The organism is uncultured Porphyromonas sp. (assembly GCF_938046015.1).
Taxonomy (GTDB): domain Bacteria; phylum Bacteroidota; class Bacteroidia; order Bacteroidales; family Porphyromonadaceae; genus Porphyromonas.
On record NZ_CALIXW010000007.1, the window covers coordinates 60,058 to 84,118 of the forward strand.

Here is a 24,061-nt window from a genome sequence, read left to right on the forward strand (position 1 = left end):
CATACTTATTTGTAGCTAGCGAGGCGCTCGGAGATCATCCGCTGGATGTCCTCCTCGCTACCCTTATAGTTGTCACGCAGGCTCTCTACGTACTGCTTGGCCAGGTAGGTCTCACCCGTACGCTGGTAGCAGTCCGCCAGGAGCAGGAAGGCGCGGGCGAGCCAGTACTGCTGGGTGGTGCCTGCAGCGATGAAGCTGTCGAGGCTCTTGCGAGCCTCGGCGGGCTTGCCCGAGCGCAGGAGGAGGTCGGCATGGCGTACGATGCCCTCAGCGCCCTCGGGGCTGTCGCCCTGCTTGAGGAGCGCCTCGTAGGTCTTCAGGGCCTGGCCGGTGGCGCCGGTGGCCTCTTCGCTCTTCCCCTTGATGAGGATGAGGGAGCTGCGTGCGCTCGTGCCGAGGTCGCTGCGCTTCAGCAGCTCACTCGTCACTGCGAGGCTACGCTTGTAGTCCTTCGCCTCGTGGGCTGAGGAGGCGAGCTGGACGCCGTAGCGGATCTTCTGCGGAGCCTCGAGTCCTTCTAGGGCGTAGAGCTTGGACCAGGAGGCAGTGCTGGCGGCGAGCTTGCCCTCGGCCTTCTGCAGACGGGCCAGTGCCTCGAGGGCGGGGATGCGTAGGTCAAGCGAGCGAGCGGGCTCGGCGAGCTTGGTGTAGATGGCCGTGGCCTCGGCGCTGCGCTGCGTCTCCTCGTAGTGGCGGGCCAGCAGGAGCTCGGCCTTGCCTGCGTCGCGGCTCTTGGGGTAGGCACGGACGTAGTTCTCTAGCGCCGAGACGGTGCCCTCCTTATCCTTCTTGTACTTGCTCTCGAGGGAGAGGTACTGCAGGTGGGCGCCTTCCTCCTCGGAGGGGCTCAGCTGCTTGCCGAGGGTGGCGGCATAGGCGCTGTACTCGTCTACGCGGTCTAGGTCGATGTAGATGTTCTTGAGGTCGGAGAGGGCCGAGCGTGCCTCCTCGCTGTCGGGATAGCGTGCGATGAGGTCCTTGTAGGCCTTGATGGCCTCCTCGTGGCGGCCTGCGTTGTAGGAGACCATCCCGAGCTCGAGGGCGCCGAGGCGGGCATAGCTGCTCTCGGGGTAGCGTTGGATGAGCTGAGAGAAGGTACGCTGCGCCTCGGTGACGGGTGCCTTGCTCAGGATCTGCGCGCGGCCCTTGTCATAGAGCACCTCGGGTAGGTGGGCGGACTCAGGGTAGAGGCGAGCCAGCAGGTCGAGCGACTCGATCTGCTTGGCATAGTTACCCCAGCGTCCCTGGATGGCCGCCATGCGGTAGAGGGCCTCGTCGTTGCCGCCTGGGGCGAGCTCGTTGGCCGCGCGGTAGTCTTCGAGGGCCTCCTTGCTGCGATGCTGCACGAGGTAGCTGTCGGCACGGCGGCAGAGGGCGTCTACGCGGCGTGCTGTGGGCTCGCTAGAGGCCTGGCTGAGGTAGCTGGTGAAGGCACGCTGTGCCTCGCTGTAGCGCTTCGAGTTGTAGTAGGCGTAGCCCTCGACATAAGCGCTGAGGGGCACGCTGAACTGGGCGCTGCGGCTGTGCTGCACGTCGCGGGCGGACTCGGCATAGCGTCCCTCCTGGAGGTAGGTGAGGGCACGCAGGAGGTAGCACTGGGCAGTGTAGTCGGGCTGGGTGGCGAGCTTGATGCCCTCGGAGAGGCGCTGCTCGGCCTCGGGATAGCGTCCCTTGCTGAGGGCATCCTCTCCGAGGCGCAGCAGGACGTATTGCTTGGCCTCGTCGAGGTCACGGCTCTGGAGCTGCAGGCGCTGCAGGGTCGCCAGTGACTGGCTGTAGTCCTTGTTCGTCAGGAAGAGGCGCTTCATCAGACCCAGCACCTCGGCGTGGTGCTTGGACTGGGGGTACTCCTTGACGAAGGCCTCGGCGGCGCGCACGGTCTGGCCGAAGTTGGCTCGCTGCGTCTGGTACTGCAGCAGTACGCCGTTGTAGAGAGCAGCCTCGCGCAGCTGGCGGTCGGCGGCGGGGTGTGCGGCAGCGCGGCTGAAGGCTAGCGCGGCAGCGCTGGACTGGCCGAGCTTCAAGAGGCTGTTGGCCTGGACGAAGAGCGTCTTGGCCCCGTAGTCCCCAGCCTTGTCGGTCTCGACGCCCTCAAGAGCCTTGAGGGTCTCGTCGTAGCGCCCTAGGGCGTAGAGCGAGGCGCCGAGGGCGTAGCGCTCCCCAGCGTTTGGCTCGTAGCCGCTCTCCGTGAGCAGGGGCTGCAGGTAGCGCACCGCCTCGGCATAGGAGCCTAGGGCGAAGTGTGCCTGTCCCTGGGCGCCGCGGATGTCGGGGCGGGAGGAGAGGCTGGGGTAGCTACGCAGCAGGGGCTGGGTAGCGCTCAGCGCAGCCTCGGGCTGCTGGGTTGCGAACTCTAGCAGCACGAGCTGGCAGGCGGCTTCGGGGCGCAGCGCCTCGGGGTAGCTCTCGGGACGGAAGAGCTCACGGGCGAGCTCCGTCTTGCCCTCCAGCTGGGCGATGGTGCCGAGGTAGAGGGTGGCCTGAGCTCCGACGAGGCCGCCATCGAGGTCGGCCGCCTGCTCTAGGGCTGCCTTGGCCTCGGCGAGCTGCTCCATGCCGCGCCTATCCTTGAGGAGGCTGTAGCCGAGGGCGAGCTGTAGCTGGGCGGCCTCACGTGGGGCGAGGGCTGAGAGGGGGACGCGGCGTAGCTCCTCCTGAGCTACCGAGTAGTGTCCCTGCTCGAGATAGATGAGGCCAAGGAGCAGCTGGGCCTCGGCTCGGTCGAGGCTCTGCGGATGCTCGGTGAGGAAGCGGTTGACCAGCTCCTCGGGGTGGTCGGTGCGCTGGAGCATCAGTGTGGCGAGCATCTGGCGGTAGGCGGCGTGCTCCCGCTCTAGCGGCAGGCGACCCAGCTGGGGCAGGTCGTGGAGATAGCCTAGATAGTTGGCCGAGGCATAGTCCTGGTGCAGCTGAGCGGTCTCGAGGAGGCTACGGCTGGGGTCCGTCGTCTGCGCCTGGAGGCTGGCCAGCGAGCCGAGGCAGGCCAGGCAAAGGACGAGGCGTCTATAGTTCGTTGACTTCATTCGTATATAGGGCTAGGGTGGGGGGGCGGTGGTGGGAACGCAGGCGAGGGCTAGACCTCGAGGGTCATCAGTTCGTCGGCTGCGGTCGTCTCTGGGAAGAGGGCGCGTGCCTCCTCCAGCAAGGGAGTGGCATCGCTATAGCGTGCGGAGTAGTGTCCTATGAGGAGGCGCCCTACGCCCGAGGCGCGAGCGATCTGGGCGGCCTGCTCGGCCGTGCTATGCCCCGTCTCGGCGGCGCGTGCAGCTCGCTCGCGGGGGAAGGTCGCCTCGTGGTAGAGGAGGTCTACTCCCTGTAGGAGGGGGATGAGGGCGGGGCGATAGGCGGTGTCGGAGCAGTAGGCGTAGCTGCGGCCGGCCTTGGCAGGGCGCGTCAGCCGTGCGTTGGGGATGAGCTGCCCCTCGGGCGTCGTGTAGTCGGCTCCCTCACGTAGGGCCTTGAAGGCGCTGACGGGCACGCCGTAGAAGTCGCAGGAGGCGCGGTCGATATGCCGCTCGAGCCCACGCTCGCGGAAGAGGTAGCCCGTGCAGGGCATGCGGTGGTCTAGCGGGAGGCTGCTCACCGTAAGGGAGCGATCCTCGTAGACGGGGCCTGCCTGCCTATCGTCGAGGGTATGCACCTCGATCTCATAGCCGAGCCAGCTGGTGCTGGAGCTGATGAAGGGGGCGAGGTAGTCGGCGATGCCGCGTGGGCCGTAGATGGGCAGGGCACGGCGCCGCCCGAGGAGACTTAGCGTCGAGAGGAGCCCTGGCAGGCCGTAGCAGTGATCGCCGTGCAGGTGGGAGATGAAGACCGCGACGAGCCGACCGAAGTCCAGCCGAAGGGCACGCCACTGGCGCTGCGCTCCCTCACCGCAGTCGATGAGGAAGAGCTTCTCGCGGTAGGCCACGACCTGGGCACTGGGATAGTGCCGTGTCGTAGGCAGCGCCGAGCCGCAGCCGAGGATGTGTACGCGGAAGTCACTCATAGGGCTAGGGACGCGCCTTACTTGAAGAAGGCGCGGTAGACGTCATTGCCGTTGGCGTAGAGCATCAGCAGCATCAGGAGCACGAGCCCTACGGTCTGGATGGAGGTCATCGCCTTGTCACTAAGGGGCTTGCGGCGGATCATCTCGATGATGATGAAGAGGATGTGGCCGCCGTCCAGCGCAGGGATGGGCAGGATGTTCATCACCGCCAGGATGATGGAGAGGAAGGCCGTGATGCTCCAGAAGCTCTGCCAGTCGAAGCTCGAGGGGAAGAGCTTGCCCATCGTGCCGAGGCCGCCCATCTGCTTCGCACCCTCCTTGGTGAAGATGTACTTCAGCCCCCCGACGTAGCTGGAGATGGCCTGCGTGGCGCGGTCGAAGCCTGCGGGGATAGCGCTGAGGACGTTGTAGTGCACCGTCTCGATGGGGTAGATCTCCTCGATGGGGCGCAGCTGGATGCCTAGGCGACCCTCGCTGTCGACCTTGGCCGAGAGCTCGTGGAGGCCGTCGGGGCGCTCTACGGTGAGGCGGAGCTCCTGCCCCTTGTGCTCGTGCAGTGCAGCGATCACCTGGCTGAGGTCTCCTGTGGGCTGGCCTGCGACAGCGACGACGCGGTCGCCCACCTGCAGCCCGCTATCTAGGGCGGGGCTACCTGCGGGGAGCTCGTCGATGATAAAGGGCATGCGGAGCGAGCCGAAGCCTTCCTCAGCCTTGAGGATACGGTTCATCATGTCCTCAGGGATAGCGATGACCTTGGTCTCCGTCCCGCGACGTACCTCGACCTCGCGTGCCTTGATCAGCGAGGAGAGGAAGCGGCTGTCCAGCACATTGGGCGCCTCTACATCGTCCACGCGGAGGATGACGTCGCCGTCGACGAAGCCCACGGCCTCAGCGGTGGCGGAGAACTCCATGCCCGCCGAGACCTTATCGCTGTGCAGCACCTTCGTGCCCCAGGTCAGCGAGATAGCGGCGTAGATGATGAAGGCTAGGATGACGTTGAAGATGACGCCGCCGGCCATCATCATTAGGCGCGCAAAGGCGCTCTTGCTACGGAACTCGTCGGGCTTGGGCTCACTGGCCATGCTCTCGGTGTCCATACTCTCGTCGATCATCCCAGCGATCTTGCAGTAGCCCCCGAGGGGGATCCAGCCGATGCCGTAGGTCGTGCCGCTGCGCTTGCTCGTCCACTTGGCGAGCGAGAACCAGGGGTTGAAGAAGAGGTAGAACTTCTCTACGCGCGCCCCGAAGAAGCGTGCCATCGAGTAGTGCCCGAGCTCGTGGATGAAGACGAGGATCGAGAGGGAGAGGAGGAGCTGAAGTATCCGAATTGCTATATCCATGATTGTCTATTGATTGTAGTAGGGGAGGGCCTCGAGGCTACGACGGCGTACGTCGCTGTCTACTGCGCTCAGGGTCTCGAGGTCGTACTGGGCGGTGGGGCTGGTGCTGTGCAGCATGTCGGCGATGAGGCGGCTCATGGCGCGGAAGCCAAGGCGCCCCTCGAGGAAGGCTGCGACGGCGACCTCGTTGGCGGCGTTGAGCACGCAGGGCGCCGTGCCCCCGAGCTCTATGGCCTCGTAGGCGAGGGCTAGGTTGGGGAAGGCCTCCAGGTCGGGGCGCTCGAAGGTGAAGCTCCAGTCGGCGAAGCTGAGGCGTGGGTAGTCATTGCTCATGCGCTCGCTGAGGCCGAGGGCGTAGCTGATCGGCAGGCGCATATCTGCCTGCCCGAGCTGCGCCTTGACCGAGCCGTCGCAGAACTGTACCATCGAGTGGATGATGCTCTGCGGGTGCACCACGACCTCGATGTCCTCGGGGGCGGTGTCGAAGAGCCAGCGCGCCTCGATCATCTCCAGCCCCTTGTTCATCAGCGAGGCCGAGTCGATGGTCACCTTAGCGCCCATGACCCAGTTGGGGTGCTTGAGGGCCTGCTGGGGTGTGACGCGCTCCAGTGCCTCTGAGCTCCAGCCTCTGAAGGGGCCGCCCGAGGCCGTCAGCAGGATGCGCTCTAGGGCGCGGCGCTCGGCACGGCTGTCGCAGCTCGACTCCCCGACGAGGCACTGGTAGATGGCCGAGTGCTCCGAGTCTACGGGGATGATGCGGGCACCGTACTGGGCCGAGAGGCGCATGATCAGCTCGCCCGCTACGACGAGCGTCTCCTTGTTGGACAGGGCGATGGTCTTGCCCGCCTTGATGGCGGCGAGCGTGGGGCGTAGGCCCGAGTAGCCGACCATGGCCGTCAGGACGACCTCGACCTCGGGGCGCTGTACGACCTCCTCGATGGCCTCGGCACCCGTCAGCACCTCGATCCCGAGGGGGGCGAGAGCCTCGCGTACCTCGGAGTAGTGGCGCTCGTCGGCGATGACGACCGCTCGAGGACGAAATTCCCTAGCCTGGGCGATGAGCTGCTCGGCCGAGCTACGGGCGACCAGCACGCTGGCCTCGAGCTCGTCGGCATGGCTGCGGATGACCTCTAGCGCCTGCGTCCCTATGGAGCCCGTCGAGCCGAGGACGGCTATCTGTCGTCTCTGCTCCATCAGACGGTGGGGCTGGCTAGTGTGACCAGGTGGATGAGGGTCTCGGCGGCACGGCTCATCGTGTCGAGGGAGGCGTATTCGTAGGGGCCGTGGAAGTTCGCCCCGCCAGTGAAGAGGTTGGGGCAGGGGAGACCCATATAGCTGAGGCGTGCGCCGTCCGTCCCGCCGCGTATGGGGCGTACCAGCGGAGCTACGCCTGCGCGCAGCATGGCCTCCTTGGCACGCTCCAGCCACTCGGCGTGGGGCGCGACCTGCTCGTACATATTGTAGTAGCTATCCTGGAGCTCTACACGGATGGCGGTATGGCCGTAGGCCTTGTTGATCTCGGTGGCGACCTTGGTGAGCAGCTCCTTCTTCTCCTCGAAGGTCGCCCGATCGTGATCGCGTATGATGTACTCGGCGTAGGCCTCGCTGACGTCGCCGCGTAGCTCCGTCAGGTGGTAGAAGCCCTGATAGCCCTCGGTGAACTCGGGGCGCGCCATGTGGGGTAGGGCTGCGTGCAGGAGGTAGATCACCTCGAGGGCGTTGATCAGCTTGCCCTTGGCATAGCCTGGGTGGATGCTGCGGCCTGTGGCGTAGACCTTGGCCGTGGCAGCATTGAAGTTCTCATACTCCAGCTCGCCCTCCTTGCCGCCGTCGACGGTGAAGGCAAAGTCCGCCCCGAAGGCGGGCACGTCGAAGTAGTCCACGCCCTTGCCGATCTCCTCGTCGGGGGTGAAGGCGATGCACAGCGTGCCGTGCTCCAGCTCGGGGTGCTCCATGAGGTAGCGCACGGCCTCCATGATCTCCGCGACGCCCGCCTTGTCATCTGCCCCCAGCAGCGTCGTGCCGTCGGTGGTGATGAGGGTGTCGCCGATGAGCTCGCGCAGCTCGGGGAACTCGCGTGGGTCGAGCACCGCCCGATCCCCGAGCGGGATGACCTCTCCGCCGTAGTCCTCGATGATCTGGGGCTGTACCTCGAGCCCCGAGCAGTCGGGGCTGGTGTCTACATGGGCGATGAGCCCCAGGGCGGGGGCTGCCTCATGGCCGGGGCTGGCAGGGATGCGCGCCACGACATAGCCCCGCTCCTCGAGGCGTACCTCAGGCACGCCGAGCTCGACCAGCTCGTCTCGGAGGAGGCGCAGCAGGTCGAGCTGGCAGGCGGTAGAGGGATAGGTACTGCTCTTGGGGTCGCTCTGCGTATGGATACGCACGTAGCGGATGAAGCGCTCCAGCAGTCGGGGGCGTAGCTCGTCAGCTATAGTCATTGCTTCTCTTGATGTAGCTCCGCGTAGCGCTGCTCTAGTCCGAGACGATAGTAGACATTGCCCAGCAGCTCACGTACCTGATCGGGGGAGCGCTTGTAGGCCGCCTCTAGATGGGGCAGGGACTGGCGGAAGTAGTCCTTGGCCTTGTGCTCGTCGAGCTTCGTCGCTAGGGGATTAGCCAGCAGGCTTACGGCTTGGTTGTAGTATACTTGCCCGAGGTTGAAGAGGGCATCATAGTTGTCAGGGCTTAGCTTCAGCACCTGCTTGTAGACTTCGGCCGCGTGCGCCCAGTCCTGAGCCATGAAGTAGACGTTGCCGCGTAGCACCAGGAGGTTGGGATTGGTGGGGGCTGCCTTGATGGCCTCGTCGATGAGAGCGACGGCAGCCTTGTAGTTGCCCTGCGCCTGGTGGATGGAGATGAGCTTGCCGAAGAAGAAGGTCGTCTTTGGGAAGCGCCGAGCTCCCTCCTCTAGCAGTGGGAGTGCGCCGAGGGTGTCCTGCTGCGCCAGATGGCTGCGGGCGATGAACTGGTAGACCTCATTCTGATTGGCCGAGAGGTCGAGGTACTCCTTCCCGAGGCGAATGACCTCGGGGTAGAGCTTGCCCGTGTAGGCCGAGACGAGGGCGTAGTAGGCGAGGTTGGCCGTCGTGCTGTCGGCCTTCAGTACGCGCTCCCCTGGGGGCAGCAGGAGGCGCTGCGCCTGCAGGGCGTGGTCGAAGGCACGGCTGGCACGCGCGTAGTCCTTATGGTCGAGGTAGAAGAGCCCCGCGTCGTACATCTTCGGCGCGTCCTCCTTCAGGAAGTCCTGGATGCGCTTGGTGAAGCGTGGCTGGACGCGTCCCTGCGCATTGGGGCGCTGGTCGAGCGAGTCGGCCCGCAGCCAGGCGGGGAGCTCGTCGACGACGTGGCGAAACATCGTCGCCGTATCCCCAGGAATGCCGGGGGTCGTCAGCTTGCGGTACTCAGCCTTGTAGAGCTGGTGGTCTACCAGACCGCGTATATAGTAGGTATAGGGGTCTGCCTTGGTCTCTTCGTGAGCCTCGGCCAGCCCCAGCAGGCGGCGTATCTCGGAGTAATTAGGCTGCTCTGCCTGGAGGAGACGCTCGGCTGCGCGCACATGGGTCCGCTGTGCCCAGCCGCTCAGAGGAGCCAGTAGACACAGAGCCGCTACGTAGCCAAATATTTTCTTCATCGTAGAGTCGTCTATCTAATTAGGTAGCGATGAGCCCTGCCCAGCTATGCGGGCTACTCGAGTTCATCTCTATAATAACTCGCTGAGGGGTATGTCTGGTATATCCCCTCGCTATAGAGACAAAGATACTACAATACTCCCTAAGCATCATGGAATAGGCGCCTCGCACGGCATGGCGAGGGCTAGGGCTAAGCCCCCCAGAGCCGGCGAGGGTGGATAGGCGGGGAGCGCCTTGGTGCGAGCTCCCAGCACGGGTCAGCCTCTGCGCTAGGAGCCCGCAGCACGGCGACATCCTTGTCCTAGCTCCCCGAAGGATATCCCTGAGCCCTGCTCACTGGTATCCCTCAGTGCTCTGACGGACGACCCTCAGCGCCCTGACTGATATCCCTTACGGGGCCTCCTCCTAGAGATGCGCCTGGTGGTGGCCTTAGTCGTGTCCTTTGCCTCAGTTGAGGCGAAGGCTAGGTGCGAGGAGCGAACTGGTGCAGAGCGCTTTGGGTGGGGTGGGGCGCCGAGTCTTGGCCTGGCTTGGGTATTCCTAGGAGAATTGCTACATTTGCCCTGTAAAGAGCACTTGTACGCTCTATACCCAGGGCTCCATGAGAAGCGCACCTGGTCGTCATAGAAATCGCAACACAAGTAGACCAACTCTTACTCAATTAACATCAAGATCGAGGTATGAAAAACATCCTGATTATCGGCTCTACGGGGCAGATAGGTACGGAGCTAGCCCTCACCCTACGCAAACACTATCCCACCGTTGTCGTCGGCTACATCCCCTCAGCACCCCCTCATGGCGAGCTGCTCGAGACCGGGCCTAGCGAAGTCGTAGACATCACCAATGCCGCGCAGATCGCCGAGGTCGTGCGCCGCTACAAGATCGACACCATCTACAACCTAGCCGCACTGCTCAGTGCTGTGGCTGAGGCCAAGCCCCAGCTGGCATGGAAGATCGGCCTCGGAGGCCTCTTCAACGTGCTCGAGGTCGCTCGCGAGGAAGGCTGCGCTGTCTTCACGCCGAGCTCCATCGGTTCCTTTGGCCCCGAGACCCCACGCGACATGACACCCCAGGACACCATCCAGCGCCCCAAGACCATGTACGGGGTGACCAAGGTGTCGGGCGAGCTGCTCAGCGACTACTACCACAAGCGCTTCGGCGTCGACACGCGCTCGGTACGCTTCCCAGGGCTGATCTCCAATGTAGCGCCTCCAGGGGGCGGTACGACGGACTACGCCGTAGACATCTACTACGCGGCTGTGCGTGAGGGTAAGTTTGCCTGCCCGCTCAAGCCCGGTACCTACATGGATATGATGTACATGCCCGATGCGCTGCGTGCCTGCATGGAGCTGATGGAGGCGGACCCCAGCCGACTGGTGCACCGCAATTCCTTCAACATCACGGCTATGAGCTTCGACCCCGAGGGCATCGCTGCCTCGATCCGCGAGCTCATCCCCAGCTTCGAGCTGCACTACGAGCTCGATCCACTGCGCCAGGGGATCGCTGACTCTTGGCCCAACTCCCTAGACGATAGCTGCGCGCGCAGCGAGTGGGACTGGAAGCCCCAGTACGACCTGCCCGCCATGACGCGCGATATGATCGAGACGATCCGCCGCAAGGGCTAGCCGCCTCATGGCTTCGGCGATATAAGGAGAGCGCCCGACTGCTATGCTGGCAGTCGGGCGCTCTATTTGTATGCCTTGCTCTGGGGGCTCAGGCCTCATCTACGGGGATCGAGGTGGGCGGAGGGCTCGTGGTGGCGAGCTGCCGCAGGATGGGTAGGCACTTCAGCGGGGGGAAGTGGTGTAGGTGCAGGCGGTAGTAGTCCAGCAGCAGGTCGAGGATGCGGGCGCGCAGCAGCCTATTGAGCGGGTAGCGTTCCAGGCGCTCGTAGCTCATCCGAAGGAGAGCAGGCAGGGCTGCGTACTCCTCGGGACTGAGGCGATAGGCGCCTGGGGTGGGGACGAAGCGCAGCTCCGAGAGGTCGAAGAAGCGCCCCAGGCAAGGCTCCTCGGGCAGCTCGGGCGTGAGGCCGAAGTGCTCCAGCAGCTGGATGAGGAAGCTGAGGTGGAAGTTCGCCACGCCCTTATCCAGCCCTTCCCAGAGTTGCAGTGAGTGGCTGATGAAGTGGTAGAGCTCGGGCTCGGGGCTCGGCGTGCGGAGGATGCGGTAGAGGAATTCGCTCAGGAAGATGGCCTGTGCGCCCTTGGCAGGGTGCATCTGTAGGCTATGGTGGAGGCAGAGGCCGCGGGCTTCCTTGATCTTGTAGAGCTCTCCGCGACTTTGCGGCTGGAGGATCAGCTCCACCTCCGCCAGCAGGCGCAGCAGCTCACGCACGGGCTGTCGACGCTGGCGCCGCTCAGGTACGAGGACGCCTACAGCTCCTGCCTCACGAGTGTAGAGCTGGTAGATGCTGTAGCTGTCGCTGTAGCGCGTACGGTGGAGGACGATGGCGGGGGTACTGAGGGCCTGCATTAGGGAGCGCCGCGGGGCGGCGTGAAGGAGTGCTGAGGAGCTGCCTTAATGAGTGCTGAGGGCCTGCCTTAATGATGCTGAGGAGCTGCCTTAATAAGAGCAGGAGGACGGCTACGAAGGACTAGAAATGACGAAGCCCCTACCGCTGGCAGCCCGCGTGGGGCTAACCAGGAGTAGGGGCTCGTCGCTAGGGGGATCGTCTCGGATCGCTAAGCTAGGCGCTTAGTCTACCTGGACGACGAGGATCTTAGAGTTGCTCCAGAAGGCCTCGCTGTTCTTGATGTGGAGGACGAGCTGCTTATCACTGCCGGGCAGGAGCTCGTAGGAGCTAGCGGGGTGCACCGTCAGGAGGCGTGCCTTGCGGCTGTAGAGCGGCAGCTGCGAGAGGTCGCGGCGGTCGGTCTTCGTGAAGTAGCTCATGTTGGCCTGCTCGGTAGCTACGCGGCCGCCCTGCAGGATCTTCATGTCCTTGAGGTCACCCTTGGTACCGACGCAGTAGCGTACGGTGTTGAGCTCCTTGTCCTGGCTGGCCAGAGCTGCTGCCTGCTGTGCGGTAGCTGCGTTGAGGCGATCGACGTCGCTCATGCGCTGCGTGAGCATGGAGTCCAGCAGACCGATAGCGAGGTTCTTACGCTCCAGTTCCTCGGTGAGGGTCTGCACGCGCTGCTTCTGCACCTCGAGCTCCTTGCGGAGCGCCGCGATGGTAGCCTGCAGGCGACGGTTCTGTCCGCCGCTCTTCTCGAGCTTCTCGGTCAGGGCATTGATAGCGTCGTTGCTGGCGCGTAGCTTGTCGTTGATCAGGAGCATGTTGTCCTTGATGCGATCGCGCTCCGAGCGGCGGATGTCGCCCTTCATGGGATTGACGTTGATCATCCCCTCGACTGAGGAGATCTCCTGGAAGTTAGTCAGGACGCTTGCCACGAGGGAGTCGGTCTCGTGGAGCTCGGACTCGTAGTTCTGGTTGACGAGGGCGAGCGAGTCGTACTGAGCCTTCAGTGTCTTATACTCACCCGAGTTCGTCGAGCAGGATGCTAGGGCCAGTGAAAGTAGGCTAGCAAAGATCAGGGTCTTCTTCATACACGTGAGATTAGTTACTTATTCCACTTTTTAGAGCGCCGTAGTCGCTTGCGCTCCTCTTCGCTGAGTGGCTTGCTGTCGTCTATTGGGGGCTCCTTTTCACCCTCAAATGTACTATTTCTTCCGATAATAAGCACAAACTCCCCCCGCGGCTCGTGCTGGGTGAAGTGCTGGATGAGCTCCGCGAGGGTACCGCGTACCGCCTCTTCATAGAGCTTGGTGAGCTCCCGCACGGCCGCTACCTGCGTCTCGGGGGCGAAGTGCTCGGCCAGCTGCTCGAGGGTCTTCACGAGGCGGTGGGGGGACTCGTAGAGGATCATCGTGTGGTCGCGCTGGGCGAGCTCACGGAGCTTGGTCTGGCGTCCCTTCTTGACGGGGAGGAAGCCCTCGAAGCTGAAGCGATCGGAGGGCAAGCCCGAGATGACGAGCGCGGGGACGAAGGCCGTAGCCCCTGGGAGACACTCGACCTCGATGCCGCGCTCCAGGCAGGCACGCACTAGGAGGTAGCCTGGGTCGGAGATGGCGGGGGTGCCCGCGTCGGTGATGAGGGCTACCTCGCCCTCCTGCTCGATGCGGTCGCAGAGGCGCTCCAGGGCCTGATGCTCATTGTACTTGTGGTAGCTCTGCATCGGGCACTTGATCTCGTAGTGCTGTAGGAGGAGCCCCGAGGTGCGCGTATCCTCGGCGAGGATGAGCGGGACGCTGCGCAGCACCTTGAGGGCGCGTAGGGTGATGTCCTCGAGGTTACCTATAGGGGTGGGCACTAGGATGAGCTTGGGCATAGGGACGGGGCTTATTGGTTCATGCGCTTGATGATGCTGTAGGCCTCGTAGAGCCCGAGCTCGCCTGCACGGCTGAGGTCACGCGTCCCCTCGACGACCTTACCCTGGGCGTAGTAGAGGAGGCCGCGATTGAAGTAGGCCTCAGCGAAGCTCGCGTTGAGCTCTATGGCCTTGTTGTAGTCCTCGAGGGCGTGGGCCTGCTCGCCTGAGCGCTGGTAGAGGTTGCCTCTATTATAGTAGCCGTAGGCGAAGCTCGAGGCGAGCTGTAGGAGCTGGTTGAGGTCAAGCAGTGGCGGGTGCTCCAGCAGGACGCTGGGGCGGCGCGGGGCGCTGGGCACCGAGATGGACTGCCCCCCGAGGGTAGCTGCCGAGCGAATGAGCTGCTGCTCGGTGCTCGTGCTGGGCTCGGCCTGACGGCTCTGCTGTGCCTGTGAGCGGCGTACGGAGGCTGAGGCACGCGCCAGGTATGCTATAGAGAGCTTGGGGTCGATGCTCAGGGCGCGGGTGAAGTCTAGGATCGCCTGGTCGAGGTCCTGCAGCAGGGCGTAGTCTATGCCGCGGCGTAGGTAGAGCTCGGCCTGATCCTCGCCGAGCTCGGAGAGCTGACGAATGTCGGCGTGCAGTGCCTGGATCTGCTTCTCGCCGAGCTGTAGGCTGCGCTCCTGTAGGAGGATGCGTGGGGCACGGCGGTCGCGCTGCCTCAGACGACTATTGAGCTGGTCGAGGAGGCTGGAGTAGAAGACGCGGCTCTGGTTGCCATCCTTGTCCACCTCGGTGAAGTAGCTGAGCTGGACGTCCTGCTTGGGCTGCAGCTGCTGCTCTACGTCCTGCACGCGGCCGCGCAGCTGGCTCGTGTAGCTGGGGCGCTCGGCGCCTGTCTCGGGCTTGGTCTCCACGAGGAGGCCGTACTTCTCGATCGCCTCGTCGGTCTCGCTGCGGGTCTTGCTGGGCTTGCTGTTGGTCTTGGCCTGCTGCGTGGCCTGCTTGCGGTAGCGAGCGTTGTTGCTGAGGTCAAAGACGTGCAGCTGGTCCTGCGTGGCGCCCTTCGTATCCCCGAGACGCTGTCTCAGGGCAGCACGCGCTACGAAGCCCTCGGAGAAGATGGGGTAGACGCGGAGCACCTCATTGAGGTCGCTGAGGGCTGCACGCAGACGGCCGACGCGCTCGAGCAGGAGGGCGCGGTTGTAGCGCGCGATGTAGTTCTTGGGCTCGAGCTGGAGCAGCTTGTCCCAGTCGGTGATGGCGAGGCTGTATTCGCCGACCTGCATGCGCAGCAGGGCGCGGTTGTTCAGCGCTGCACGCTCCGAGGGGCTGAGGCGTAGGGCCTCGCTGTAGTCCTCCATAGCGCCCCGCAGGTCATTCTGGTGGTAGCGCATGATGGCCCTATTGACATAGAGGCTGGCGGAGGCGCTCCCCCGACCGATGACGTAGTCGAGGTCACGGATGCTGGAGGGGTAGTCCTGGCGGGCGGCAGCGATCTGGGCGCGCAGTAGGTAGGCAGGGCTGTAGGTGCTGTCGAGCTCGAGGAGCTGCCCGAGGCGCTGCTGCGCTAGCAGGGTGTCTTGTCGCTCTAGGGCGGACTGGGCTAGGAAGCGGTAGGCCTCGCGGCTCTTGGGGGAGAAGCGCAGCATCTGATAGGCTGCTCTGTCGGCCTCCTGGTACTTCTTCTCCTCCAGCAGGGCCAGCGTGAGGTTGTGGTGCATGCCCTGATCCGCGGGGGAGAGGCTCAGTCCCTGACGGAAGTCCTTCGTCGCAGCTGGGTAGTCCTTGCTCGCCAGGTGTGCGATCCCTCGGATGAGGTAGGCTCGGCTCAATAGGGGGTTACGCTCTAGCGCTAGGCTGGCATCGGCCGAAGCCCCAGCGTAGTCGTCGAGGCTGATCTTGGCGATGGAGCGGTAGAGGTAGGGCTCAGCCATCCAGGGGCGTAGGCCGATGACCTGGTTGAAGTAGCCCATCGAGACGATGTAGTCCTTGAAGTAGATCGCATTGCGCCCTATGTTCAAGACCTGATCCACGTCGATCTGGGCGCGGAGCAGACTGCTCGCACCGAGGAGGGCTAGGGCTAGGAGTAGGGGCTTACGCATGGAGGAGGCGGAGCTGGGGGTGAGGCGGGCCTTACTTACGCTTCTGAGGGGCGGTGACGGTGCGGTAGTGTGCACTCACCTTACCCTTCTGCAGGTTGGTCAGCTTGCCCTTGATGAGCTGGCGGCGGATGGCAGCGATCTTGTCCGTGAAGAGCACGCCCTCGATGTGGTCGTACTCGTGCTGGATGACGCGGGCGGCGAAGCCCGAGTAGGTCTCGCGGTGCGGCTCGAAGTTCGCATCCATGTACTCGATGGTGATCGTGGCGGGACGGGTGACGCGCTCGTGGATGCCTGGGATGCTGAGGCAGCCTTCGTCCTCGGCCAGCGTCTCCTCGCTGCTCTCTACGATACGAGCGTTGATGAAGGTCTGCTTGAGCCCCTTGCACTCGGGGTAGCTCTCGGCCATGGGATCGGCGTCGATGACGAAGAGACGAATGGCGCGCCCGATCTGAGGCGCTGCTAGCCCGATACCATCGGAGAAGTACATGGTCTCCCACATGTCCTCGAGGAGCTGCTGTAGGCCCTCATAGTCGGGGCTGATGTCGGCGCCGACCTCGCGCAGGACGGGGTGACCGTAGATATAAATAGGTAGTTTCATAGCGAGTCAATATCTGCTCTGTATAATCTAACGTATGGGATCCCTATCCTAGGGTAGCTGTATGGGCCCGAGGCCGTCGCGCTGCTCGAGGTAGCTCTGCAGGATGATGACGGCGCTGACCTCATCGACGAGCCCCTTGTCCTGCTGGCGGCGCATCTTGCCTATGCCTGCCTCGCGTATGGTACGCTGCGCTAGGACCGAGGTGAAGCGCTCGTCCTGATAGACGATCTTGAGCTGGGGCTGTGCCTGCTGTAGGCGGGTGACGAAGGGGCGGATGTACTTCATCGACTCGGACTCCTGCCCCTGCATCTGGCGGGGGTAGCCCATCACGAGTAGATCCACGGGCTCGCGGCTGAGGTAGTCGGCGAGCCAGTCCAGTAGCTGGTGTGTGGGTATCGTCCCCAGCCCGCCTGGTACGAGCTGTAGGGTGTCGGTAGCTGCTACGCCGCAGCGCTTGCGTCCGAAATCAATAGCTAATATCCTTCCCATAGTTGTAGACACAAAGATACAAAAGCTAGGGGGATCGCCTGCCGTAGGCCTCGGGCTTCGTCCCCAGCGGCCCCTAAGGCTGCCCGCCCCCACCATCCGCTTCGCACGCCTATAGTCTAGGGACGTCCCCTCGCGCGTGTCCTATGAAATGGCGAAGTGTGCCGCTGCGGCATTCACGACCGCTTTAAGGGTCGCCCCTGTAGGGCTCTGTCCTTTTGTCTGTAGCTTACCCAGGGTTTGGTTGCCCTTACAGGGCTACGCACCCTGGGCTTTGAGTGGGTCGCCCCTGTAGGGCTCTGTCCCTTTGCCTGTAGCTTACCCAGGGTTTGGTCGCCCTTACAGGGCTACGCACCCTAGGCTTTGAGTGGGTCGCCCCTGTAGGGCTCTGTTCTTTTGTCTGTAGCTTACCCAGGGTTTGGTCGCCCTTACAGGGCTACGCACCCTGGGCTTTGAGTGGGTCGCCCCTCTAGGGCTCTGTCCCTTTGTCTGTAGCTTACCCAGGGTTTGGTCGCCCTTATAGGGCTACGCACCCTGGGCTTTGAGAGGGTCGCCCCTCTAGGGCTCTATCCTTTTGTCTGTAACTTACCCAGGGTTTGGTCGCCCTTACAGGGCTGCGCACCCTGGGCTTTGAGTGGGTCGCCCCTCTAGGGCTCTGTCCTTTTGTCTGTAGCTTACCCAGGGTTTGGTCGCCCTTACAGGGCTACGCACCCTGGGCTTTGAGAGGGTCGCCCCTACAGGGCTCTGTCCCTTTGCCTGTAGCTTACCCAGGGTTTGGTTGCCCTTACAGGGCTACGCACCCTGGGCTTTGAGTGAGTCGCCCCTACAGGGCTCTGTCCCTTTGCCTGTAGCTTACCCAGGGTTTGGTTGCCCTTACAGGGCTACGCACCCTGGGTAATAAGGTGGAGACGATAAGGATAAAGCCCTACAGGGGCGGTCCCCAAAACCGCAGAGCATGACAGGTACTGATGCCACGTCCTCCTCGTAACACCTACAGCTTTGCTCCCTTTGGCTTAGCTTCGTTCTTGGCAAGGGACAAGCGGAGGCGCAAGCCCCAGCGGGGCGACCTCCTCAAAGCCCAGGGTGCGTAGCCCTGTAAGGGCGACCAAACCCTGGGTAAGGTGGAGACAATAAGGATAGAGCCCTACAGGGGCGATCCCCAGAACCGCTAAGCATGGCAGGTGCTGATGCTGCTTCGCCTCATCGGGGCGTGCTTCCGTGCTGGCTGCCACCCTTTGGCGCGCTGCACTGAGGGGCTTGCCTCCGTCCGAGGAGGCTCTGCGGGAGCTGAGGAAAGGCTGTGGCGGAGCTGACCCACTGATCGGACGGAGAAAAGTAATATAATATTCGGGGAAAAGTAATATAACTTTCAGTAGAAAGTAATATAATAATCGGCAGAAAGTAATATAAGAATTGCCCGAAAGTAATATCATATTTTTCGGCCACCCCGAGCCCTCAGCTCAGCCACACGAGGGGCGAGGTGCTGTGCCCAGCAAGGTGCACCGCGCTGAGCTCCCCCTGTGACGGGGCTTCACTTTGCGCTGAGCCCTACTGAGGCTAGGGGAGCAGGGAGGGAAGAGCAAGAAGGCAGAAAGCCCGCGGGGGCGACAGGCTGCTGTGCACTGTCGCCCCCGCGGGCTTGGGATAGGGATGCTCGGAGCGCTAGAGGTCGAGCTGATGGTAGGCGCGGCTGATCTGGGGTAGGAGGTCACCCGCTACGAGGCTGCGCTGGCTCTGCTTGCCCGAGTAGAGCTCAGCCGCGAGTCCGTGCAGGTGCACCCCGATCATGGCGGCCGTCATGCTCGAGCGGTACTGCGCGAGCAGGCCGATGATGAGGCCATAGAGTACCTGCTGGCAGCCCGGGCGCGAGAGGGCGCTATTACCCGTCACATCGAAGAGGACGGAGCCGCTAGGCAGACAGATCGCTGTGCTCTCGCCGCGTAGGATGAGGCAGACGTCGAGCTGTGCCGCCAGTTCCTTGGCCTCGCGCAGACGCTCCGCATCCGAGCTGTGGCGCGTGGTGAGTTGGTCGAAGCTGAATTCGTCCGCCACGAGGATAGAGCTCGGTGGAATGAGCGGCAGCAGTTCGCGGTGCTTGGTGAAGAGACGCAGAGCGTCCTCTGCCAGCAGGAAGGGGCGTGTCGCAGCGAGCGTGAGGAGGGACTGGAGGCGTCCCGCAGCCTGCTCGCTCGTGCCGAAGCCGCTGGTCACAGCGATAGCCGTATAGCTCGAGAGGTACTGCTGGTAGCTCTCGAAGCTGCCGCTGGTGATGCGTAGCTCGGGCAGCATGAGCTGGAGCTGGAGCGCCTCCTCCTTGGGGATGGAGAGCTCGAGCGAAGCGAGCCCCGAGCGCTGAGCCGCACGTGCCAGCAGCAGCGCCGAGCCTGCATAGCCAGGCTGGAGCATGGGGACGAAGGCCCGAGGAAGCAGGGTGCCGTAGCCCTCGAGGGGACGGCTCTGCAGCTCGGTAGTCACCGAGCTATCCTCGATGAGGTGGTACTGGACGGGGATACCTTCCTCGGCGGCAGCACTGATGCCGAGGGGGATGTGACGCCACTCCCCGACATAGGGCTTATGCTCCTTGAAGAAGAAGGCGAGCTTCGGACTATCGAAGGCGATGGTGCGCTCGGCACGGAAGATCTCCCGATGCTGGTTCCCCGAGTTCTCCTCGGCGAAGAGTCCCGAGGGGATCTCGATGCTGACGCGGCGCGCCTTGCTGGCATTGAGGTACTGGATGAGCTGCTGGTAGCCGCCCGAGAGGGGCGTAGAGAGCTCTGCGCCGAAGATACCATCGATCACCACATCCTCGCTGCTGAGGTTGACCTTGAGCAGCGACTCGTAGATAGGCGTGAAGAGGAGTCCCTCCGCCTCCATCAGCGGGAGCAGCTCCTCCACCTCGGGGGAGATCTTGCCCGCGCTATAGATGAGGTAGACCGAGACGCGGTAGCCGCGGTCGAAGAGCAGGCGTGCCGCCCTCAGCGCATAGGCCCCGCAGCGCCCCGCCCCAGCCCAGACGTAGACCATGCGTACGCCGCGCTGGTAGTGGCGGACGAACTCCTGGACGAAGGCGCTAGCAGCACGATCGATATGGTCACGACTCGTCAGCCCGTCGAGCTCGAGCGCCTGCTGGTAGAGCAGGGGGAGTTGCTTGCCGGTGAAGATCTTCTGCATGAGCCCGCCCTCCTGCTAGTCCATGGTGCCGCGTACGATACCTCGCTCGGAGGAGCGTACGAAGTCGAGAATGAGCTGGCGCTCGTAGGTGTCGGGGATCTCCTCTTCGATGACCTTGAAGGCCTCGCTATTGTTGAGCCCGCGCTGGTAGAGGGTGCGGTAGATGTCGTTGATGCGGAAGATCTGCTCGTTGGTGAAGCCGCGACGACGCAGCCCCACGATGTTGATCCCGCAGTAGACGATGGGGTCGCGACCGATGAGCGTGTAGGGAGGGATGTCCTTATTGACACGGCTACCGCCCTGGAGCATGACATGCTTGGAGATGCGGACGAACTGGTGTACCAGCGAGCCGCCGCTGAGGATGGCGTAGTCGTCGACCTCTACCTCGCCTGCTACCTGCGTAGCATTGCCCAGGATGACGTGATCGCCGAGGACGCAGTCGTGGGCGACGTGCGAGTAGGCCATCAGGAGACAGTGGCTGCCGACGACGGTCTTGCCCTTGGAGACGGTACCACGATTGACGGTAGCACACTCGCGGACGCTGACGTGATCGCCGAGGATGGCGAGGCTCTCCTCACCAGCGAACTTGAGGTCCTGGGGAATACCGCCGATGACGGCCCCTGGATGGATGTGGCAGTGCTTACCCAGGCGCGAGCCGCTCTTGATGACGGCGCCGCTCTCGATGATACAGCCTTCGCCGAGCTCCGTATTGGCCTCGATCACGGCGAAGGGGTGCACGAGGACGCCTTCACCGAGCTTAGCCTCGGGAGACACAGAGGCTAGGGGACTGATTTGCTGCTGTGACATAGTCTAGCATATAGGGCGCCGTGCAGACGCTCCCCCTCTGAGGAGGACAGCGCCTGCACGACGATGGGTTACTTATTCTTGACGACCTGAGCCATGAACTCAGCCTCACAGACGAGCTTCTCGCCGACGAAGGCCAGACCGCGCATATTCGCCACGCCACGACGCACCTCGGTGATGAGGCGGAGCTTGAAGACGAGGGTGTCGCCTGGGACGACCTTCTGGCGGAACTTCACGTTGTCTATCTTCATGAAGTAGGTAGAGTAGCGCTCGGGGTCCTCCACCTGGCTGAGGATGAGCAGCCCCCCGACCTGCGCCATGGCCTCGACCTGTAGGACGCCGGGCATGACGGGCTCGCTGGGGAAGTGGCCCTGGAAGAAGGGCTCGTTGCCCGAGACGCTCTTGACTCCTACGATATAGTCCGCGCCGATCTCGATGATCTTGTCCACCATGAGGAAGGGGTAGCGGTGGGGCAGACGCTCACGCACCTGGTTGACATCCAGCAGCGGCGTGGCGTTGGGGTCGTAGAGCGGGGCCTGCGCTTCGTTGAGCTTGATCTCCTTGCGGATCTTCAGGCCCATCTCGTTGTTGATCTTATGCCCAGGGCAGAAGGCGATGATACGCCCGACGATGGGGCGGCCGATGAGGGCGAGGTCCCCGAGGACATCGAGCAGCTTGTGACGGGCAGGCTCGTTGGGGAAGATGATGGGGCTGTTATTGATGTAGCCTAGCTCGGGGGCTACCTTGCGCGCTACGCCCATCAGGTCGCAGATCTTGTCGAGCTGCGTCTGCTCCATAGGCTGGTCGTAGATCACGAGGGCGTTGTCTAGGTCGCCGCCCTTGATGAGGTTGTGCTCCAGGAGGGTCTCCACCTCGCGCACGAAGACGAAGGTGCGGCTGGCGGAGATCTCCTGATCGAAGTCCTCCAGCGACTCCAAGGAGGCGAACTGATTGCTCAGCACAGGCGAGTCGAAGGACACGTGCACGTCTACGCCGAACTTGCTGTCGGGTAGCAGGATGATGCGCGAGCGGCCATCGCTAGAGGAGACCTCCTGGCGCTGCTTGACGATGTAGGGCTCGACGGGGAGCTCCTGCTCGACCAGGCCGACGCGCTTGATAGCCTCGATGTAGTGCTTGGCACTGCCGTCGAGGATGGGGAACTCAGGGGCGTTGACCTCGATGAGGCAGTTGTCCACGCCCTTGGCATAGAGCGCCGCCATAGCGTGCTCGATGGTGCTGACGGCTGCTGAGCCCTTGATGAGGACGGTGCCGCGCTCGGTGCCCTTGACGAACTCAGAGAGGGCGGGGATCTCGGGCATGCCCTCCAGATCCGTACGGCGGATGACGCGCCCCGTGCCAGCAGGCGCGGGATGGAAGTTGATCTTGATATTTAGACCCGTGTGGAGTCCCTTCCCCGTGAGGGCGAAGGAGCTGGCGAGCGTCTGTTGCTTCTTCATATACCTTGTGTTAGTTCGTTGCTGATGGTTGCTTAAGAGCAGTGAGCTCCTTCTCGAGGGCCTGCAGGCGGCGGTACATCTCGGGGAGCTTGGGCTGGAGGACGAAGCTCCGCATGGCGTCACGCAGCGGCATCGCAGGCGATCCCATGAGCGTGCTGCCATCGGGGATATTGCTGATGACCCCTGCCTGTCCGCCCATCTCTACGCGGTCGCCGATGGTGATGTGCCCACCGATGCCGACCTGCCCGCCGAACTTGCCCCACTGCCCGATCTGGCTGGAGCCAGCCACCCCGACCTGTGCGGCCATGACGGTGTGTGCCCCGACGGAGCAGTTGTGTGCGATCTGGACGAGGTTGTCCAGCTTGACGCCGCGGCCGATGCGCGTGCTGCCCATGACAGCCCGGTCGATGCAGGTATTGGCGCCTACCTCTACGTCGTCCTCGAGGATGACCTTACCCAGCTGAGGGATCTTGTGGTAGCCGTCGGCCTCGGGTGCGAAGCCGAAGCCATCGGCGCCGATGACCGCCCCCGCGTGGATGATGCAGCGCGTGCCGATCTCTACACCGTGGTAGAGCGTGGCGTGGGGGTAGACGATGGAGTCCTCCCCGAGCTCCACCCCAGCACCGATATAGGCGTGGGGGTAGATGAGCGCACCCTTGCCGATGCGTGCCCCTGTCTCAATAACGGCGAAGGCCCCGACATAGACATCTTCGCCCAGCTCTACACCTTCGGCGATAGCGGCCTGAGGGGAGATGCCCTGGGGGCGGGGCTTCTGCTGCTGCTCGACCAGCTGCATGAGCTTGGCCAGTGCAGCGTAGGGGTCGGCCACGCGGATCAGCGTCGCCTTGACCTCCTGGCGGGGGGCAAAGTCCTTGCTGACGAGTAGGATGGTGGCCTCGGTGCTGTAGGCGTAGGTTTCGTACTTAGGGTTGGCGAGGAAGGCTAGGTCGCCTGCCTTCGCGCTCTCGATCTTGCCGAAGTCGGAGACGAGGGCGGCGCTGTCGCCCTCGATGACGCCATCGAGGAGGGGGGCTATCTGTGCGGCGCTGAACTGCATAGCTTCGTACTGTCGTAGCTGTGGATAGGGGAGCTGGTCGCTGTGGCCTAGGCCTCGACGAGCTTGTTCTTGATGAGGATCTCGGCCATCTGGTGGCGGAGCTTCTCGGCCTCGGCGGCTGCGGCGCTGGCGAAGGCCTCGGTATGGTCGGCGTAGATGATGCTACGAGAGGCGTTGACCAGTAGGCCGCACTGCTCGTTGAGGCCGTAGCGGGCTACCTCCTCGAGGCTACCGTTCTGCGAGCCTACGCCTGGCACGAGGAGAAAGGAGTCGGGTACGATGGCACGCACACGCTCCAGCATGGCGGCCTTGGTAGCGCCGACGACGTACATCAGCTGCTCGCTGTCGCCCCACTCCTTGCTCTTCTCGAGGACTTGCTCGAAGAGCGCCTTGCCCTCCTTGTCCTCGGTGAGCTGGAAGTCGAAGGCCCCCTCATTGGAGGTCAGTGCCAGCAGGATGACCCAGTGGCCCGTGTACTTGAGGAAGGGCTGCACGCTATCGCTACCCATGTAGGGGGCGATGGTCAGGGCGTCGACCTTGAGGTGCTCGAAGAAGCTGCGCGCATACATGTCGCTGGTGTTGCCGATGTCACCGCGCTTGGCGTCGGCGATGATGAACTGCTCGGGATATTCGCTCTGCAGGTAGGCGACGGTCTTCTCGAAGGCCTTGATGCCGAAGCTGCCCATGCTCTCATAGAAGGCTAGGTTGGGCTTGTAGGCTACACAGAGGTGTGCCGTGGCATCGATGATACGCTTGTTGAAGGCAAAGATAGGGTCATCCTCATCCTGTAGGAACTGTGGGATCTTCCTTACGTCGGTATCGAGTCCGATGCAGAGGAAGGAGCGCTTGCGTTGAATCTCCTTGAAGAGTTCGTTCTTGGTCATGATAATAGCTGTATGCGGGGCGCGGCCTCTAGAGGGCGGCCTCCTTCATTCGTTCGATGTTCTCAGCGATGATCAGCTCGTCGATGATGGGCTGTATCTCCCCGCCCATGATGGCGGACAGATTGTAGAGCGTGAGGTTGATGCGGTGGTCGGTGACGCGCCCCTGCGGGTAGTTGTAGGTGCGGATCTTGGCCGAACGGTCGCCGGTGGAGACCATGGTCTTGCG

General features: G+C 63.4%; 18 protein-coding genes and 1 pseudogene. 1 reads left to right on the top strand and 18 read right to left on the bottom strand.

The genetic code is table 11. The features are described 5' to 3' along the window. Window positions 1-5: 5 nt before the first annotated feature. Genes Q0248_RS00990 through Q0248_RS01015 form a run of 6 tightly spaced genes read right to left on the bottom strand, consistent with a single transcriptional unit; the run spans window position 6 to window position 8,962 of the window. Entirely contained in the window at window positions 6-3,023 is a 3,018-nt protein-coding gene (locus Q0248_RS00990; protein ID WP_299318684.1) for a tetratricopeptide repeat protein, read from the bottom strand. Window positions 3,024-3,073: 50 nt separating this feature from the next. After that, entirely contained in the window at window positions 3,074-3,988 is a 915-nt protein-coding gene (locus tag Q0248_RS00995) for a ribonuclease Z (protein WP_299318685.1), read from the bottom strand. Between the two features lie 17 nt (window positions 3,989-4,005). Beyond that, window positions 4,006-5,328 carry an RIP metalloprotease RseP gene (rseP, locus tag Q0248_RS01000; protein WP_299318688.1) on the bottom strand — a complete coding sequence of 441 codons (1,323 nt, stop codon included), beginning with the start codon at window positions 5,326-5,328 and terminating at the stop codon, window positions 4,006-4,008. Window positions 5,329-5,334: 6 nt separating this feature from the next. Then, entirely contained in the window at window positions 5,335-6,522 is a 1,188-nt protein-coding gene (gene dxr / locus Q0248_RS01005; RefSeq protein ID WP_299318691.1) for a 1-deoxy-D-xylulose-5-phosphate reductoisomerase, read from the bottom strand. Beyond that, complete coding sequence (gene pepT / locus Q0248_RS01010; protein WP_299318693.1) at window positions 6,522-7,769, bottom strand: peptidase T; 1,248 nt, start codon at window positions 7,767-7,769, stop codon at window positions 6,522-6,524. The genes dxr and pepT overlap by 1 nt, the downstream gene beginning before the upstream one ends. Beyond that, the gene (locus Q0248_RS01015; protein WP_299318695.1) at window positions 7,766-8,962 is read right to left on the bottom strand and encodes a tetratricopeptide repeat protein; all 1,197 of its coding nucleotides are present in this window, start codon (window positions 8,960-8,962) and stop codon (window positions 7,766-7,768) included. The genes pepT and Q0248_RS01015 overlap by 4 nt, the downstream gene beginning before the upstream one ends. Before the next feature lie 678 nt (window positions 8,963-9,640). Here Q0248_RS01015 and Q0248_RS01020 point away from each other — a divergent pair. Then, window positions 9,641-10,585 (top strand): NAD-dependent epimerase/dehydratase family protein, encoded by a 945-nt coding sequence (locus tag Q0248_RS01020; RefSeq protein ID WP_299318698.1) that lies wholly within the window; start codon window positions 9,641-9,643, stop codon window positions 10,583-10,585. Between the two features lie 88 nt (window positions 10,586-10,673). On the opposite strand, the gene Q0248_RS01025 is transcribed toward Q0248_RS01020, so the two are convergent. The 12 genes and pseudogenes from Q0248_RS01025 to Q0248_RS01080 form a co-directional block, all read right to left on the bottom strand. After that, complete coding sequence (locus tag Q0248_RS01025) at window positions 10,674-11,435, bottom strand: DNA repair protein RecO C-terminal domain-containing protein (RefSeq protein ID WP_299318701.1); 762 nt, start codon at window positions 11,433-11,435, stop codon at window positions 10,674-10,676. A gap of 222 nt (window positions 11,436-11,657) precedes the next feature. Beyond that, entirely contained in the window at window positions 11,658-12,512 is an 855-nt protein-coding gene (locus Q0248_RS01030) for a hypothetical protein (protein ID WP_299318703.1), read from the bottom strand. A 14-nt stretch (window positions 12,513-12,526) separates the two neighbouring features. Beyond that, window positions 12,527-13,294, bottom strand: a complete 768-nt coding sequence (rsmI, locus tag Q0248_RS01035) for a 16S rRNA (cytidine(1402)-2'-O)-methyltransferase (protein WP_299318706.1) — start codon at window positions 13,292-13,294, stop codon at window positions 12,527-12,529. 11 nt (window positions 13,295-13,305) lie between these two features. Next, window positions 13,306-15,378 carry a tetratricopeptide repeat protein gene (locus Q0248_RS01040; protein ID WP_299318707.1) on the bottom strand — a complete coding sequence of 691 codons (2,073 nt, stop codon included), beginning with the start codon at window positions 15,376-15,378 and terminating at the stop codon, window positions 13,306-13,308. Between the two features lie 31 nt (window positions 15,379-15,409). Continuing rightward, window positions 15,410-15,976 (bottom strand): peptide deformylase, encoded by a 567-nt coding sequence (def, locus tag Q0248_RS01045; RefSeq protein ID WP_299318710.1) that lies wholly within the window; start codon window positions 15,974-15,976, stop codon window positions 15,410-15,412. A 48-nt stretch (window positions 15,977-16,024) separates the two neighbouring features. Further along, window positions 16,025-16,465: a Holliday junction resolvase RuvX gene (gene ruvX / locus Q0248_RS01050; RefSeq protein ID WP_211788961.1), complete on the bottom strand. Its 441-nt coding sequence runs from the start codon at window positions 16,463-16,465 to the stop codon at window positions 16,025-16,027. A 1,659-nt stretch (window positions 16,466-18,124) separates the two neighbouring features. Beyond that, window positions 18,125-19,633, bottom strand: a complete 1,509-nt coding sequence (locus Q0248_RS01055) for a bifunctional ADP-dependent NAD(P)H-hydrate dehydratase/NAD(P)H-hydrate epimerase (RefSeq protein ID WP_299318714.1) — start codon at window positions 19,631-19,633, stop codon at window positions 18,125-18,127. 15 nt (window positions 19,634-19,648) lie between these two features. Beyond that, on the bottom strand, window positions 19,649-20,440 hold the full coding sequence (gene lpxA, locus Q0248_RS01060; protein ID WP_299318716.1) for an acyl-ACP--UDP-N-acetylglucosamine O-acyltransferase: 792 nt from the start codon (window positions 20,438-20,440) through the stop codon (window positions 19,649-19,651). A 68-nt stretch (window positions 20,441-20,508) separates the two neighbouring features. Further along, window positions 20,509-21,894, bottom strand: a complete 1,386-nt coding sequence (locus Q0248_RS01065; RefSeq protein WP_299318717.1) for a bifunctional UDP-3-O-[3-hydroxymyristoyl] N-acetylglucosamine deacetylase/3-hydroxyacyl-ACP dehydratase — start codon at window positions 21,892-21,894, stop codon at window positions 20,509-20,511. 10 nt (window positions 21,895-21,904) lie between these two features. Beyond that, window positions 21,905-22,951 carry a UDP-3-O-(3-hydroxymyristoyl)glucosamine N-acyltransferase gene (gene lpxD / locus Q0248_RS01070; RefSeq protein WP_299318719.1) on the bottom strand — a complete coding sequence of 349 codons (1,047 nt, stop codon included), beginning with the start codon at window positions 22,949-22,951 and terminating at the stop codon, window positions 21,905-21,907. 47 nt (window positions 22,952-22,998) lie between these two features. After that, on the bottom strand, window positions 22,999-23,835 hold the full coding sequence (gene pyrF, locus Q0248_RS01075; protein WP_299318720.1) for an orotidine-5'-phosphate decarboxylase: 837 nt from the start codon (window positions 23,833-23,835) through the stop codon (window positions 22,999-23,001). 28 nt (window positions 23,836-23,863) lie between these two features. Continuing rightward, window positions 23,864-24,061 (bottom strand): annotated as a pseudogene (locus tag Q0248_RS01080) (peptide chain release factor 1); the annotation flags it as partial.